Genomic DNA, 16916 nt, shown 5'->3' with positions numbered 1-16916 from the left:
GCTGCGCATCCTCACAGACGCCAGCAGCACCCAGATTCACTACAAGCGCTTCAATTCTTCCTTCGCGACTTTCATCACCTCTAGGAATTCAGCGAAAGGAAATTTAATTTCCCTACCATTATAAAGAGCGTCATTACAATAAAGCTTCATTTCCACTAGATCTTCGCCCTGCTCCTTGTTGAGCTCGCAAATAACAATATCACCCCAGCGAATTTGAAGCAAAAGTTTTTCAAATTCATCTCGATCAGTGACAGTTATTTCAAAGTTACTGCAAATTTTCATGGCCGTCTTGGATCAACAAAATTAACTTTACCACTCGACTCAAATCGGACCCCTTGACCATTTTGCAATCGATACTCAACAGCACCGCCGGGCAAGTTAGTCCGCACCGTCTGCGAATTTGTCAGCAAATCACGTATCCAGTTTTTTACATATTCATTTTTTCCCGCCGTATTTCCAGCCAATGGCTCAAACGTCCCGCCAGGCCTACTGGTGTCGTGCTTGTCCCAAGCCCTAGTCGCCTGCGACAACCCTGTGTCGTTAATCGGCTTGTTTGCCTGTGCTAGTAAATCATCAAGCGGCTGATGGGTCACGAGTGGCTTACTAGCCGTCTGCCCCCCATTTGCCCCATTATCAACCGCAGACTTCGCATCCGGCTTGCTCACACCCCGCCCAACTGCAGCATCCTCAACTGGCGCCAATTTAGACACCACCGAACCCTTGCCGCCGCCCACAGCTATCTGCGCAGCACCACTTCCCCCCAAGCCGAGCAAGCCCAAGCCAAGGTTCATTACACCTCGCCCGGCATCGCCATCGCTGATCGCAGCCAAGCCCGCGCCAATCTGGGCGCTGCTCTGTGCCGCTTCCACCATGCGCACTAAAGCGCCCACGGATCCGGTCAGAACCTGCAAAGCCGGCCCGCCAATGGCGGCTTGACTCTCGTGCACAGCACTGACGCTCTTGAGCGATTTGGCGTTCAGCATCAGCTTGGGCACATCACCGCTGTCAGCAGCCTGCGGCGGGCCGTACTTGAGCAGGTTCTGCGCCGCCGCCGCGCCTTCGGACTGGGCGTAGTTGCCCAGGTAAACCGCCAGCTCGTTTTTCTCCCTGACGGTTAAGGCCTCCGGGTTGCTGCGGTAGACCTGCAGCAACGCGTCGCTGCGCCGGTCCAGGTACTGCAGCGCCACGGCCGTGTTGGCAGCATCGATGGTCCCCGTAACTGGGTTGAATAGCTTCTGGAGGAAATTCTTGCTCTCGTCCTCCCGCAGCACGGCCAGAGCCTTGTTGCGCTCCAGCAATTGGGGCTGGCTCAGGAAGTTGTTCAACGTGGCATTGGTGGCCGTGCTGGCGCCCGCGCTTCCGCCCACAGCCGCCCCAGTGGCCGCGCCGGCCACGGCCACCAGCGCCTGCTTGACTTCGAGCGGCACATCCAACTGCTGGATCGCCTTGCCAAGCTCGGGAACCACCACCTGGCTCAGGCCGGCCCCTGCTGCTCCTTGGATGTTGCCCGTGAGCCCGCCTACCAGCGTATGCAGGGCTACCCGGTTCTTCCCGCCTTCCTCCCAGGCCGCCATGCCCTCCTTGTCGCCCGCCTCCTTGGCCTTGTCGTACTGCTGCTTGGCGTAGTTCCCCACCGCCTTGCTCGCCTGCTTGCCAAACTCGCTGGTGATGGCCACCTGGGCTGCCACTTCCTGCTTGACCCGCTCCTTGTCGAAAATCGGCTTGAGCCCGGCTTCCTTGTCTCCTGTGCGTGCACCCAGGTCGCCCGCCACACCCGAGATGCCCGCCATGCTCGTGCTGCTGGCATCGCCGCTGTCCGAGCCCAGGCCCACGCCCGAGAGCCCCGCGCTCAGGGATGCTCCGGGCTTGGGTGCGCCGGCCGCCAGCCCCACGCTCACGCTTTTCGCTTCGTAGCTGGCACTGTTCTGCAGGTCGGTCGTGGTCGTGCCCTGCTTGGCCTCGTAGTTGTTCTTGTCCTTGTCGATGGCCGCTTGCGTGCTGGTGATCTGCCCGCCCTTGAGGTCGGTCCTGCCCTGCACCTTGACGTCGAAGCCGCCGTCGCCTGCGCGTATGGCAGATTGCTCGCCCACGCTCAGGTAGTCACTGTCGATCTTGGTCTTGCCCGCGTTCAGGCTGCCGCCGGGCGAGGGGCCGAAGGTCACGCTGCCGCCCACCTGCTGGCTTTTCTCGCGATACTGGTTCTTGTCCTGCAGGCTTTCGATGTTGAGGTTGCCCCCCACGTTGGCCGTGACCTGATCGCCCTTGACCACGCCGCCCTTGATCGTGGTGTCGCCGCCGCTGTCGAGCGTGATCTGGCTGCCGCTGATGTGGCTGTTGCTGTAGCTCGTACCGTTGCCCGCGCCCTGCCCCTTTCCCACGCTGGCGCTCACCGTCACGCCGGCCTTCAGCCCGCCTGCCCCCAGATTGATACCCACCCCGATGCTGCCACTCTTGCTGCTTTGGCTGCTGCTTTCCTGCGTGCTGTTCTGCGCGGCCAGGATGTTGATCTGGTCGTCCGCCTTCAGCAGGGTCTTGCCGGCGGCGCTGATCTCGCTGCCGCGCACCGTGAGGTCGCTGCCTTCGCCCGCACCCGTGGCCTTGATGCTGACGTTGCCACCCGCCGTCACGCTGCTGCCGCGGGCGCTGTCGGCGCTGCTTTGCTGCTTGCTCTGGCTGCTGGAGCCGCCCACGCTGAAGTTGATGCCTATGCCCCCGGCCTTGTCGGCGGCGTTGCCTTCCATCATGACGGACGACCCGTCAGGATTCTTGGCACCGGTGGGTACCAGCCCCTGCCCGCCTTGCACCGCATCCAGGGCTTGCTTGGCGTTCAAGGCCACATTGGCTGCGGCCAATGCCTTCATGCGATCGGAGCCGGTGTTCTGTGCAGCCTTGATCTGGCTACCGGCCGCCTGGATCGCGCTGAGCACCGGGCTGGTGATGGCCACCGTCAGGCCGCTTTGCTTGAACCGGGTCTCGCTGCTCTGACTGCCAAGCTCCCGCGCCTCGACGATGTCGATCGACTTGGCCTGGATGTTTACATCACCTGCGGGTGCCTGCACATGGGAGCCGGTCTGGCGATACGCCCCGCCCGCCACGACATTCACATCCCCCTGAACCGCCCCCACCACCGAGCCCTGGTACTGCGTCTGGCTCGTCTTGACGGTCTGCGACAACGACTGCTTGCCGATCGTGAAGCCTAGGCCGCCTCCGCTGAAGAGACCGGACTTGACGGTCTTGGAGAACTGCTCGCTGTCCAGGCGGTTGTTCACACCATCCACCGTGATGTCACCGCCGGCGGTCAGCGTCGTGCCCAGATCGGACACGACTTGCGCCGCCGATAGCCTCAGGTCCTCGCCCGCCTTGATTTCCAGTGTGCGGCCCGAGACCTCGGTGCCCAGGGCCACGGTCTCATCGGTCTTGCTGTAGGTCGTGGTGGTCTTCTTCTTCAGGAAGCCACGCTTCTTGGTCTGCGTCATCTGCTCGATGACTTCGTTGGCCTCGCCGGCCAGCAACGCCACGTCGCGGCCCGCGGCCAGGGTGACGCCCTCCTCCACGCTCTTGAGCGTCGCGGCGGTGGCCGTCAGGTCCTGGCCGGCCTTCATCACCAGCGCGCCCTCGGCCTGCACGGTCGTGCCCACGTCCTGCGTGCGGCTTTCCTTTTTGAAGTTGTTGGCATTCCAGACCTGCTCGCGCGCGCTGGCGGTTTCCACCGTGCCGAGGGTCAGGTCGCGCCCGGCCTGGATCAGCACGCCACCGGCAGCTGCAGCACCACCGCCGTTCGCGCCGCTCCCCTGCTGCGTGATCTGCACCGCCTGCAGCGATACGTCGCGCCCGGCCTGCACCACCAGCACGCCGCCGGCGCTCAGGCTCGCCACCCGGTCCAGCACCGTGTCGCGCGTCGTCACATTGCCGCGCTGCGTGCCGCCGCTGGCCGTGGTCGTCTCCATCACCAGGTCGCGGCCCGCGCTCACGAGCAGGTCGCCGGTCGCGCTGAGCGCGCCGCCGACATTGCGCAGATCCTCCCGCGCGCTCAGCGCCAAGCTGGCGCCGCGCAGGCTGCCGGTGTTGGCGATGTTCTGCGCCTTGACGTCGACCACGCCGCTCGTGCCGCGCACCTGGCCCTGATTCGTGAAGTCGCCGCTCAGCGCCATCTCCACCCGGCCACCGGCGATCAGCGCGCCGCTGGGCTGCAGATCGCCTTCGCGCGGCAGCAGGTAGACCTGGGGCACCAGCACACGCTGGCGGCTGCCGTCGGCCAGGCTCACCTCCTGCTCCACCAGCCAGACCAGATCGGTCGTCAGCTGGGACATCTGCTCCGCGCTTAGCGCCACGCCGGGTCGCAGCTGGTGCTGCTTGGCGAAGCTCGCGCCGTTGTCCAGCAGCGCGCGATACATCGCCTCGTCGCTGCTGTAGCCAGGCAGGAAAGCGGTACCGGTCAGCTGGCCGATCTGCTCGCGCACCAGGCGCTGCTCATAGAAGCCGTCGCCCAGGCGCTTCTGCGTCATGGCGGGGTCTGCCTGCATCTGCTGCAGCAGATGGTCGCTGGACAGCCAGCTGCGGTAGTTGGCGAACTGCGGATCGGTCTCGACCAGGTAACGCGCGCTGGATTCGCTGCGCGCCTTGAACAGGCTGTTGCTGGGCATGTTCAGGTCGACCGCGACGCTGTGCGCCAGCGGTTTGCCATTGAAGCTCGCGTTGGCACCGCGCAAGGTGACGCCGCTCGCGGCGCCCGGCTGGCGCTTGCTGCCGGCGCCGGCCGCGCCGGACTCCACCACCGCGGCCTGGGCCGCCGCGCGCAGCTTGTTGGCCTCCGCATCGCCTGCCCCGCCGTCGACCTGAGCCCGCGCCGCGGCCCGCAGCGCCGCCAGCACGCCGGAGCGCCCGCCGCGCTGGTCCGCCTGCACGGCCGGGCCCTGCCCGTTCTGGGCCTGCGCGGCATCGACCTGCTGCGCGGCGGTCGGCCCATCGGCACGCAGCTGCGCATGCGCCGCCGCCAGGCCGCCCCCCAGCGCCCCCGAGGCGTCCACCGCCTGCGCCGCGCCGCCTGCCGCATGGCGCCAGCCTGCATTGGCCATTGCACCCGGCGCCACCGCCCCCCCCGTCGCGATGCTTCGGACCTCCTGGCCGATCAGCCCCGACAGGCCACCACCGCCGCCTGCGCTCACAAGGCCGGCGTTTTGCGCAGACTGCGCCGAGGCGCCACCACCCAGATTCACCGCCCCGGCCTGTTCGCGGCCGCCCGGCGAGCCGGCAGTGGGAATGTATGTGCGCGCAGTGGGTGGGAGCGTCAGCGAAACCTGACGACCAACGCCGGTCGTTGGATCAACCACCGTCACCGTGCGATTCAGGTTGTTCACCGATCCACCGGTGATCGCCACGCCATCGCGCCCCTCGACGATGCTCATGTCGTTGGTGATGCGCGCGCCCTGGATCTGCAACTGGCCACCGACAACGATGCGACCGGCGGAGGATTGAGAAACCTCAGTAACGCCCCCCTTCACGAGCTCCGGCGCAACACCGGAAAAGCGTGGATTTGAGGCCACGTACTCCTCCCAGGCCTGGCCTGGATGCCGCTCTCTAAGTGCGTCACCCGCATGCAAATAGATCCCCCCGGACTCAGGAGTTTCGTAAGGCTCAAAGAAGAACACGTCGCCATAGCCAGGAACATTGCGCTTAACAATCGGCGCCCCTTGGATGTGGATTTCGATGGCGGAGTCATAACCGGAGGCCATGCGCGCCAACACATAGTCGCCCCAAGCATTTCTTAAGGTGCGCCCATTCAGGTAGACCCACTCGTCAATATTTTCCCTACGCAGGCAGGGACCACTTTCGGTGGTCGGGTCGCAATAGTCATAGCTACCCACGAACCGCACCTTGTCGCCCAACGGATCCCCACCCGCCTTCCACATCAGATACGGATTCACGTTCTGAACATCCCCCGCCTTCAGCGCCAGATCCCCCCGTGCCTCGATCGTCGCCCCGCTGTTCAGCACATTGCCGGCCGTGATCTCCATATTGCCGCCGCTGCGGATGAAGGCCTTGCTGTCGAGCACGCGCATGCCGGATGCGGCGCCGGACTCCTGCCCGCTCCCCGCTCCCGCATGCACGCTGCGATTGATCAAACTGCCGCCGAGCTCCAGCGTCAACAGACGGCTGGCCTCGATCGTCGCGTTCTCGTTCAGCAGGCTTGCTGAGCCGGACAAGCCCAGATCGCCATCGGCGAAGATCAGCGCGCCATCGCGGTTCACGATGTCGCGGCTCAGCCGCGCATCGAGCGATCGCCGCGCGGCGATCACCGCGGCCTGGCCGCCCTCGCGATCGTTCAGCAACTGACCACCGTCGATCACGATGTCGCCGCCGTAGATGCGGCCGCTGCCCAGATTGAGCAGCCGGTCCGCCGTCAGCGAGACGCCGTCGCCGTCGATCAGGCCGCGGTTGCTGAGCGTGCCGCCGGCCGCGTTCAGGAAGGTCAGGCGGCCGCTGAGTTCGGCACCGGCCCGGTTGTCGATATTGACCGCGTTGACCGTCAGCGCACCGCCGCTGCGCAGGGTGCCCTGGTTGGTGAAGTTGCCGCGCAGGCCCAGGGTCAGGTCGCCGCGCGCCTCCAGCTGGTTGCCCGCGCCGTAGACGAAATCGCCGACCAGGCCCTGCAGGCTCAGGCTGCCGCCGCTGCTGATCTGGCCGGTCGCACCGCCGACGAACTCGCGCACCGACAGGCTCAGCGCATCGCCGGACCAGATGCGCCCGCCGCCGCCATTGTTCAGCGACAGCGTTGACACTGTCGGCTGGCCGCCGCCATCGCCGATCGTCAGGCGGCCCCCCGCACCGATCAGGCCGCCGGCGTTGTCCAGCGTCTGGCCGATGTTCAGCAGCAGGTCGCCGTTGGCCCGCACCTGGCCGCCGCGGTTGTCCAGCTGGGCGGCGCCGAGGTCCAGCTGCCCGCCCTGGATGCCCTGCCCCGCGCCCACGGTGTTGCTGTTGTCGATGCGATCCTGGACGCGCAGGGTCAGCGTGTTGCCGCCGTAGACCATGCCACCCTGGTTGAGCAGCTGGCGCGCGCTGGCGTTCAGGCTCTGCGTGCCGACCAGGCGCCCGCCCTGGTTGTCCAGGGTGCCGGCGATGTTCAGGTTCAGCGCCGCGGCCGACAGCTCGGCGCGGTTGCTCAGTTCTCCCGCCTGGATCTGTGCGCCGGCGCCGGCGCTGATGCCCGCCTCATTGACAAGGCTGCCGCTGTTGGCGATGGTCAGCGCGCCCTGCGCATGGACGCCGGTCGGCGTGGCGATGCCCGCATCGCGGCCATTGTGCAGCGCCGCGCCCGCAGTCTGCGTCAGGCTCAGGTCGCCGAGCGACTGGATCAGGCCGCCCCGGTTCTCCAGCGTGCCGCTGCCGATGCTCAGCTGCTGCCGGGCCAGCACACGGCCGCCGCTGTTGTCCAGCGTCTGGCCGCGCGTGTCCACGCTCAGGCGGCCGGCGTCGATCTCACCCTGCCGGTTGTTCAGGCCGGTGGCGACCAGTTCCAGCGCCTGTGCGGCCTGGATACTGCCTTGCTGGTTGTCCAGCCCGCCCGCCACGCGCAGGATCGCGCCGCCCCGCAGGCTGGCGATGCGGCCCTGCTGGTTGCCCAGCGCCGCAGCATCGAGGGTCAGACCTTGCTGCGCCACGAGGCTGCCGCCGGCGTTGAGCAGCTCGCCGCCGGTCTGCACCGTCAGCGCGCCATCGCTGCCGACCGAGCCGCCGCGGTTGTCGATGCGCCCGGCATTCAGCTGCAGCTCGCCGGCGCCGCTGCGCAGGCGCCCGCCCTGGTTGTCGAGCGTCGCGCCGACCGTGACGCGCAGCCCAGCCCCGCCCTGCAGCAAACCATCGCCGCCGTTGACCAGGCTGCCGCTGCGGACCTCCAGCAGGCCCGAGCTGCCAAGGCTGCCGCCGCGGTTGTCGAGCAGGCCGTCGACCGTCAGCCGCGCCGAGCCGGTGGCGACCAGGCTGCCACCCTGATGGTTCAGGCTCGCGCCGCTGAGGTTGACGTCCTTGCCCTGGGTCTTGGCATTGGCCAGGTTCAGCGCGCCGCCGGCCTCGATCGTGAGGCCGCCACCGGACAGGATCTGCCCGCCGGCGCCGTCCAGCCCGCCCTGCAGCTTCAGCGCCAAGCTGCCGCCGCCGCTGGCCTGGGCGATGCGGCCCGTGCCGTTGTCCAGCTGCTGGGCCTCCAGCCGCAGCAGACCGCCCTCGGCCTGGATCTGGCCGCCCTGGTTCAGGATCTGGCCGGCCACCTTGGCCTGCAGGCTGCCGGCCGCACCGGTCTGGGTCAGAGCCCCATTGACATGGCGCCATTGCGCCGCGTTCAGCACGACCGAAGCGCCGCTGAGCGTCGCGCCATCGGTGGCCAGCAGACCGGCGCTGCCGAGGTTCAGCTCGCCCGCACTGGCCAGCACCGCACGCTCCAGCTGCAGCGCCCCGCCGGTGGCCGACAGCGTGGCCCGCGCGGCCTGCACCCGGCTGTCCTGCAGGTTCAGCGCCGCCGCGCCGATGTTCAGCGCGCCGGCGGCCAGCACCTTGCCGCCCTGCTGCACGCTGCGCACCGCGCGCAGGGTCAGGTCGCCCTGCGCGGCCAGTGTGTTGTCCGCGCGCAGCCCGGCGGCCAGGGTGCCGTTGCCGGCGATCGATCCTGCCTCGACCGTCAGCGCGCCCTGCGCCGCCAGGGTGCCGCTGTTGAGCAGATGGCCGCCGAGCTGCAGCTGCGTGCTGCCCTGCGCATAGATCGAGCCGCCGTTGCTCAGGTCGCCACCGAGGTTCAGCCGGATGTCGCCGTCCGCCTGCAGGCTGCCGGCGTTGGCGAGACCGCTCGCGTTCAGCGTCAGCCCCTGCTGCGCGTTGATCAGGCCGCGGCCGTTGTTGTTCAGCTGGCCCAGGTTCAGCTCGATCGCGCGCGCGCCGAGCTGGCCGTCCTGGTTGTCCAGGCTGCCGGCCTGCACGCGCAGCTCACCGCCGGCCTGCAGCAGGCCGGCCTGGTTGTCGAGGCCGGCACGCAGCTGCAGCCGCGCATCGGCCGTGGCCAGCAGTTGGCCGCCCTGGTGGCGCAGGCTGTCCGCCGTCAACAGGACCTGTTTGCCCTGCGTCTGCGCCTGGCTCAGGTCCGCCGCACCGCCCACCTCCAGTCGCAGCTCGCCGCTGCCGAGGATCTGGCCCTGGCGCCCCGTCAGCGCGCCGGTCGTGACGATGTGCAGCTGTTCGCTGCCTGCATGCACGATGCGGCCCTGGCCGTTGTCCAGCTCGCCGGCTTGGAGATTCAGCGCGCGCCCCGCCGCCGCGATCTGGCCGCCGACATTGTCCAGCCGGCCCGCGACCTTGGCGTCCAGGCTGCCGGCCGCATCGGTCTGGGTCAGCCGCCCGCCGGCATGGGTCCAGCGTTGCGCCTCGATCTCGACCTGGGCCGCGCTCAGGGTGGCGCCGCTGGTGTCAAGTGCGCCTCCGTCCAGCTTCAGCAGGCCGGCGCTGCCCAGCGAGGCGCGATCCAGGCGCAGCTCGCCGCCCTGGCTGTTCAGCTCCACGCGCTGCGCCTGCACGCGGCTGTCCTGCAGCTGCAGACCGGCGGCGCTGGCGCTCAGGCGCCCGGCGGCCAGCAGGCTGCCGCTGTGCTGCAGGGTCTCGGTGGCGTGCAGGCTCAGGTCGCCCTGCGCCGCCAGCTGATTGTCCGGCCTCAGGCCGGCCGCGAAGTTGCCGCTGCTGGCGATGCGCGCCGCTTCGACCGACAGCGCGCCCTGCGCGGCCATCAGGCCGGTGTGGTTCAAGGTGCCGCCGCCGCGGACCGTCAGCGGTCCCTGCGCATAGAGGCTGCCGCTGTTGACGATGGCGCCGCGCACGGTCAGGTCGGCCGCCCCCTGCGCCTGCAGGTTGCCGGCGTTGTCCAGTCGGCCCGCGGTGACCGTCAAGGTCTCGCGCGCTGCGATCAAGCCGCGGCCGGCGTTGTCCAACCCGTCCTGCAAGCGCAGCTGCAGCGCACGCGCCTCGACCTGGCCGTCCAGGTTGCCCAACGAGGCCGCGTCGATCCGCAGCGTCTCGCCGGCCTGCAGCAGGCCGCGGCTGTTGTCCAGCGCGCCGGCGATGTTCAGGCTCGCCGCCCCCTGGCTGATCAGCTTGGCGTCGCGATGCGCCAGCGAGGCGGCCGCGAGCGTCACGCTGCGACCCTGGGTCTGCGCCTGGTTCAGCTCCAGCGCGCCACCGATCTGCAGGTTCAGGTCGCCCCGGCCGAGGATCTGCCCCGCCGTGCCGTCCAGCCGCTGCAGCTCCAGGGTCAACGCGCCCTCGCCGGCATGGACGATGCGGCCCTGGCGGTTGTCCAGCTGCTGCGCCTTCAGGGTCAGCGAGCCGGCATTGGCCCCGATGCGGCCGCCCTGGTTGTCGATCAGCCGCGTCACCGCGACCTGCAGGTGGCCCGCCGCATCGGTCTGCGCGAGCTCGCCGCCGGCATGGCGCCAGTCCTGCGCGCTCAAGGCCACCGAGGCCCCGCTTAGGGTGGCGGCCGAGCTGTCCAGGGTGCCGGCCGCGGACAGGCTCAACTGGCCGACCGCGGCCAGCGTCGTGCGATTCAATTGCAGATCGCCGGACTGCGCCTGCAGCGCGATCTGCCGCGCCTGGTTCTTGCTGCCCTGCAGGTCCAGGCTCGCCGCCTCCGCCGACCATGTACCGGCCGCGAGGCTGCTGCCACTGTGCTGCAGCCGCTGGGTCGCCACCAGCCGCAGGTCCCCCTGGGCCGCCAGGCCGTTGTCGGCCTTCAGGCCGGCGGCAAAGCTGCCGCTGCTGGCGATGTTCGTGGCCCGCAGTTCCAGATCGCCGGCCGCGGCCAGCGTGCCGCTGTGCTTCAGCTCCGCCGCCCGCACGAGGGCGCGGCCCTGGGCGTGGAGCAGGCCGCTGTTGCGCAGCTCGCCGCCGATCAGCAGCTCCGCATCGCCGCCGGCCTGCAGCCGGCCGGCGTTGTCCAGCTCCGCCAGTTCCAGCGCCAGGCGTCCACGCGCCGCCACCAGGCCCTGGCCGAGGTTGTCCAAGCGGCCGCCGGCCACGTTCAGCGTGGCGGCGTCGATCTGGCCGTCCTCATTGTTGAGCAGGCCGGCCCGCAGGTGCAGATCGCCGGCGCTCTGCAGCAGACCCCGGGTGTTGTCCAAGGTGCCCGCGATCTCCAGCCTGGCTCCGCCCTGGGCCAGCAGTTGCCCGCCCTGGTGCTGCAGGCTGCCGGCCTGCAAGCTGATCTGCTGGGCCTGGGTCTGCGCCTGCTTCAGGTCCGCGTCGCCGGCAATGTTGAGGCGCAGCGCGCCTTGGGCCAGCAGCGCGCCCTGCGCACCGGACAGGCTGCCCGCGACGATCTTCAGCTCGCTGCCCTGCCCCGCGCTGACGATGCGCCCCTGGCCGTTGTCCAGCTGCTGCGCGGCCAGGTTCAGGGCCTGGCCGTTGGCAGCGATCTGGCCGCCGCGGTTGTCCAGCCGGCCGGACAGCTCGGCCTTCAGCGAGCCATGAGCATCGGTCTGGCCGAGCTGGCCACCGGCATGCGCCCAGTTGGCCGCGCCTATCGTCACCCGGCCGCCGCTGAGCCGCGCTGCCTCGGTGTTCAGCGTGCTCGCGCTGCGCAGCTCCAGGTCGCCTGCCGCGGCCAGCGCGGCGCGGTCCAGGCGCAGCTCGCCCGTCTTGGCCTCCAACCGCAGTTGAGCGGCCTGCAGTTGGGCGCCCTGCAGCTGCAGCTCGGCACCCTCCAGCGTCGCACGGCCGGCGGCCAGCACGCTGCCGCCATGGCGCAGGGTCTGCGCCACCTTGAGCGTCAGCTCGCCCGCGCCGCCGAGCGTGTTGTCGGCCTTCAGGCCCGCGACGAAGCTACCGCTGGCATCGACGCGGTCGGCGCGCACCGCCAGGTCGCCGGCCGCCGCGGTCGTGCCGCGCTGAACCAGGTCGGCACTGTGCAGGCGCGCGTCGCCCAGCGCGCGGATCAGGCCGGCGTTGTCCAGCAGGCCCCGGTTGTCGATCTCCAGCGCGCCCTTGGCCTGCAGGCTGCCGGCGTTGAGCAGGCTGCCGGTGTCCAGGCGCAAGGCCTGCTCCGCCGCGACCAGCCCCTGGCCGGTGTTGCGCAGTGCTTCGGCCCGCAGCTGCACGCTGCGACCGCCGAGCTGGCCGTCATGGTTTTCCAGCTGACCCGCCCGTAGCCCCAGCTCGCCGCTGGCGAGAACGCGACCGCCGCGGTTGTCCAGCGTCTGGGCCTGCAGGTGCAGCGCCTCGCCACTGGCGCCGATCAGGCCGCCCCGGTTGTCCAGCGCCTGCGCGCCGATCGAGACCGTGCGCCCGTTGCTCTGGATCGACCCCTCGCGGTTGTCCAGGCGGCCGCTCAGCGCCACCGCCAAGTCGTCCCGTCCGCTGAGCTCCAGCCGGCCACCGGCGTGGCGCCAGTCCTGTGCCGCCAGGTCCAGGCTGCCGGCCGTGAGCTTCGCGCCCTCGGTGACCAACTCGCCGGCCGATTGCAGCGAGAGACGCCCGCTGCTCTGCAGCTGGGTCGCGCTCAGGTCGATCCGCGCGCCGCTCAGCGCCGCCTCGGCCGCCAGCTGCTGCCCCTGCAGCGCCAGCTCGCCGCCGGCCTCCAGCACTAGGCGACCGGCGCCGCCGATACGGCCATCGCTGCCCAGCCCCGCCGCGATCGTCGCGCCCGCATCGGCGCGCAGCACCCGCTCGGCCCGGGCCTGCAGATCACCCTGCGCCGCCAGCAAACCACGCACCCGCAGATCGCCGCCGCTGTGCGCGCTCAGCGCGCCGCCGGCATAGGTGGTGCCGCCCAGTTCCGCGCCGTCCTGCGCCGACAGGTTCAGCGTTGTACCGGCGCGCAGCTGGCCCTGGTTGTCGATCGCACGGGCCTCGATGCGCAGCGCGCCCTCGGCGGCGATGCTGGAGGCCTCGCCCTGCTGGCGCAGCGTGCCCTGCAGCTGCAGCCGGACATCGCGGCCGGCGATCGCACCGCCCTGCGCCTGCTCCAGCGAACCCGCCTCGAGGTCGACGCCCTCGCGCGCGGCGATCAGGCCGGCCTTGTTGCTCAGCGCCGCCGCTCCGCGCAGCTCGATGCCGCCGGCCGCTGCCTGCAGCTGGCCGCCATCGTTGAGCAGCTGGCTGCCGGCCTGCAGCTGCAAGCCGCCATCGGCCAGCACGCGGCCACCACGGTTGTCGAAGCGATCCGCGCTCAGCACGGCCTTGCCCGCGCTGCGCAGCTGCGCCTCGCGCTGGCTCAGCAGGCCGTCGGTGCGCAGCTGCAGCGACTGGGCCTGCGCCTGCGCGCCGTCCAGCAGCAGCGAACCGGCAGCGCGCACCTCCAGCCCGCCCTGGGAGGCCAGACCAGCCTCGCGCAGGTCGATGGCATCGGCGCTCAGGCGCAGCGCGCCGCTGCCGTACTGTTCCAGGCGCGCCTGCCTGCCGTCCATGCTGCCGGCCATGATCGCCAGCTCGCGGCCATTGCCGGCGATGCGCCCGTTCTCCAGGTTCAGCCGGCCCGCGACCTGCAGCTCCGGTGCCTCGGTGCCGAGGCTCAGCCATTCGCCGCGCCGGTTGTCCGCCTCGCCGGCCTTCAGCTGCAGCCGGCCACCGATCAGGGTCGAGCCCTGCGTGCTCAGCAGGCCCTCGGCCCCGACACTCAGCGCGCCGCTCGCCGAGAGCAGCGCGCCGTCGGCGCGCAGCGTGGCGCCGCTCAGCGCCAGCTGCGCCGCCTGAGCCTGGGCCGTGCTGAGGTCCAGGCTCGGCGCGCGGGCCTCGAGCCGGCCCGCGGCCAGCAGCTGGCCCGCCTGCCGCTGGGATTGAACAGCCTGCAGCGATAGATCGCCGGCACCGGCCAAGGCCCCGTTTTCCGTCAGGCCTGCCGCGGTGACGCTGCCGGCCTCGCCCTGCAGGCGCTCGCCGCTGATCTCGGCCGATCCGCGCGCCGCCAGCCAGCCGGCATTGCGCACACCCTCGCGCATCCGCAGCTGCAGCGCCGGCGCTGCGCCGCCCTCGGCCTTCTTCTGATCCTGCGCGTAGATCGTGCCGCTGTTGTCCAGCCAGCCCTCGGCGCTGAGCCTCAACTGGCCGCCCACCATCTGGCCGGCCTGGCGCACGCCCAGGCCCGCCTCGGTGCCGACCAGGGTGATGCGCTGCGCATAGATGCCGCCCAGCGCGGTGCTGTCCAGCGCATAGCGCGGCCGCGTCGCGTCGGCCGGCGCCAGCAACTCTCCACCAGAGGGGCCGCCGGCGGCGCCATCGGAAGCCATCACCCGGGTGCCGGTCGAGACCCGCAGGTCCTTCGCCCACAGGCCGGCATTGAGCTCGACCGCCCGCGCCAGCAGCGCGGTGTAGTCGGTCTGGCTCGCGTCCAGGCCCTTGCCGTCGACGCGGATCAGGCCGCCCTGCACCGCGAAGCCCGCGATGCCGCCATCGGCGCCCCAGCGGGTGGTGCCGGTGCTCAGGGTCGCGCTGCTGGCATTGATGAAGCCGCCGCCATCGATCTGGATGCCCGCCGGGTTGGCGATGATCAGCTCGGCGCGCTGGCCCGCGATCTCGACGAAGCCCTTGAGCTGGCTCGGCTGACCGCTGTTGATCTCGTTCAGGATCACCCGCGCGCTGCCCTTGGCCAGCCAGGGATTGCCCTGCACCCAGCCGCCGAGCTGCGTCGCGGCATCGCCGCGCACGTTGTTCAGCACCACGCCCTTGCCCTGCACATCGAACTGGCTGTAGCTGTTGCGCGAGACCCCGGCCGCGCCGGGCGTCTGGATGTTGACCAGCGGCGTGCCGTTGGCGGTGTTCAGCACCGTCGGCTGCTGGTTCTTCGGCGCGCTGGTGTCCGCCTTGATCTGCGCCAGCGCCGCCCCCGCCAGGCCCAAGCCGCCGGCCAGCGCCAGCAGGCTCAGCGTCGCCGAGGAACGGCGCGCCGGGCTCTGCCCGCTGCTCTTGCCCTGGCTGCGCGCATTCTCCGCCACGGCCATCAGCTGGCCGCGTTCCTTGTTGAAGACGATCCGATACTGAAGACGGTTCATAGCGAATAGCTCAGGTTGAAGCCGGCCACCAGGCGGGCGGCGGGAAAACGTTCGGGCTGGCGCAGCGGCGCGCCGGCGAAGACATCGAGGTACAGGCCCTGCCAGCGCAGGCGCGCGCCGAGCACGGCGCCGGCCAGGTGCCGGCCGGCCAGGCGTTCGACGGCCGGGCCGCCACCGACCCAGCCGCTGTCCACGCCGAGGTAGCCGGACACCAGGCTCGTCAGCGGCAGCTCGGCCTCGGTGCGCCACAGCAGGCCGCTGTCGGCCGACAGCGAGCTGTCGCTGCCGAAGCCGCGCACCGTGTAGCGGCCGCCGATCGCGAAGCGGTCCTGCGCCACCAGCGGGCGCTGCGCCAGCTGGCCGCGCCATTGGCTGCTCAGCTGCAGCTTGCGTTCGCCCAGTTGGACCGGCCAGTTCAGGCTCAGGTCGCCCTGCAGCAGCGCCATGCGCGAGCTACCCTCGCCGAACTCCTCTTCCGGCGCGGCCATCGCGGAGAAGGCGCCGGTGCCGCGGCGCAGGCTCAGGTTCAGCTCGCTGCTGGCGCCCTGGGCGCCGCTGCGCTTCAGGTTGAGGCCGGCCTCCCAGCCACCGACGCGGCGGCGCTGCACCTCGACCTCGGTGTCATCGATGTAGTTGCGCGAGCCGCGGCCGAACAGCTTGACCCAGACGCCGAACTTGTGCCGCGCATCGCGCCACAGCAAGGTGTTGAGCTTGATCTCGCCGTTGCGGCTGCTGCCGCGGTAGACATAGTCCTGGTTGGCGCCGATCACCACCTGGCGGTAACCGCTGCGGCTGAAGGTGAAGCTCAGCAGCGAATAGCCCCAGGGCAGCGAGTAATGCAGCACATGGCCATCGTTGCCGGAGGCGGGACCGGACTCCCGGTGCAGCGCGCGGCGCAAATGTCCGGCGTCGCGGTTGAGCGTCAGGTAGAACAGGTCGTTGAGCGTCAGCAGATGGTCCAGCGAGGTGGTCAGGCCCAGCGCATGGCGGCCGGTGGACTCGCTGCCACCGTCATCCAGCGCGAACTGCAGGCGCCAACCGCGGCCGCCCTGGTAGCTGACCGCCAGATCGCTCAGGCCGGGTTCGCTGCTGAGCTGGGCCGGCTCGACCTGGATGTCGGCCTGGGCGCCGGGCACGCGCTGCAGGTTCTCCAGCGCCTGTTCCATGTCGCGCAGATTGAGCAGGTCGCCCGGACGCGTGGGCAAGGCGTTGCCCAGACGCAGTTGCGGCGAGCTGCCCTCACGCACGCGGATTTGATGCAGCCGCCCGGGCACCACGTGCAACTGCAGCAGGCCGGCCGAAAGATCCTGGGCCGGCGTTAGAACGCGGGTGGTGATGTAGCCCTGCGCGATCAGCGCATCCTGAAGGCGGCTGAGCAGGATGGACACGCCGCGCACGCCCAGGCAATGCCCCTCGGGGGCATCATCCCCCTCTGGCCCCTTCAAGGCCGGGCGCAGAAAGCGTTCCAGCTCGCCCAGCCCCTCCAAGCCCAGGAGTTCGACGCGCTGAATCTGAAAGCAAGGGGTTTCAACTTCGCCCAGGCGCTGCCGCGCCAGGCTGGGAGCGTCCGACTCACTGCCCTGCAGGCGCACATCCGGCTCGCGCTCCATGGCCTGGCGCTGCTGCGCCTCGCGCTGGCGCTGCAGCTGTTCCTGCGCGGCCGGGTTGACGGCACCAGCGGGCAGCCCCTGAGCCAGCAGTGCGCCGGGCAGCAGGCCCAGGCAGCACAAGGCCCACCACGCCGGTCGTCGCCCGCTGTGGCTGTCGATGTGCCGTTCGTTGTTTTGCGCCGTGGTCTGTGCGACCCGGCCCCTCCCCGCCCACCCTGATCTCATGCGTTCTGCCCGTCTGCGGCGGCCAGCAGAGGGCACCAAGGACAGCATGCGCAGCGTTTGA

At 70.0% G+C, this 16916-nt stretch carries 3 protein-coding genes; all 3 read right to left on the bottom strand.

Annotated features, from left to right (window positions below; all coding sequences use genetic code 11):
- Positions 1-39: 39 nt before the first annotated feature.
- From G8A07_RS11440 to G8A07_RS11430, 3 genes are read right to left on the bottom strand one after another with little or no spacing between them, the layout of a single operon-like run.
- Positions 40-282 carry a hypothetical protein gene (locus G8A07_RS11440; RefSeq protein ID WP_195797110.1) on the bottom strand — a complete coding sequence of 81 codons (243 nt, stop codon included), beginning with the start codon at positions 280-282 and terminating at the stop codon, positions 40-42.
- The gene (locus G8A07_RS11435; RefSeq protein WP_195797109.1) at positions 279-15020 is read right to left on the bottom strand and encodes a hemagglutinin repeat-containing protein; all 14742 of its coding nucleotides are present in this window, start codon (positions 15018-15020) and stop codon (positions 279-281) included. Before G8A07_RS11435 ends, G8A07_RS11440 begins: the two co-directional genes overlap by 4 nt.
- Complete coding sequence (locus tag G8A07_RS11430) at positions 15017-16750, bottom strand: ShlB/FhaC/HecB family hemolysin secretion/activation protein (RefSeq protein ID WP_249937305.1); 1734 nt, start codon at positions 16748-16750, stop codon at positions 15017-15019. The genes G8A07_RS11435 and G8A07_RS11430 overlap by 4 nt, the downstream gene beginning before the upstream one ends.
- Between the last annotated feature and the right edge of the window lie 166 nt (positions 16751-16916).

This window comes from Roseateles sp. DAIF2 (assembly GCF_015624425.1).
GTDB lineage: Bacteria > Pseudomonadota > Gammaproteobacteria > Burkholderiales > Burkholderiaceae_C > Kinneretia.
This window is presented reverse-complemented; position numbering and strand designations above follow the sequence as displayed.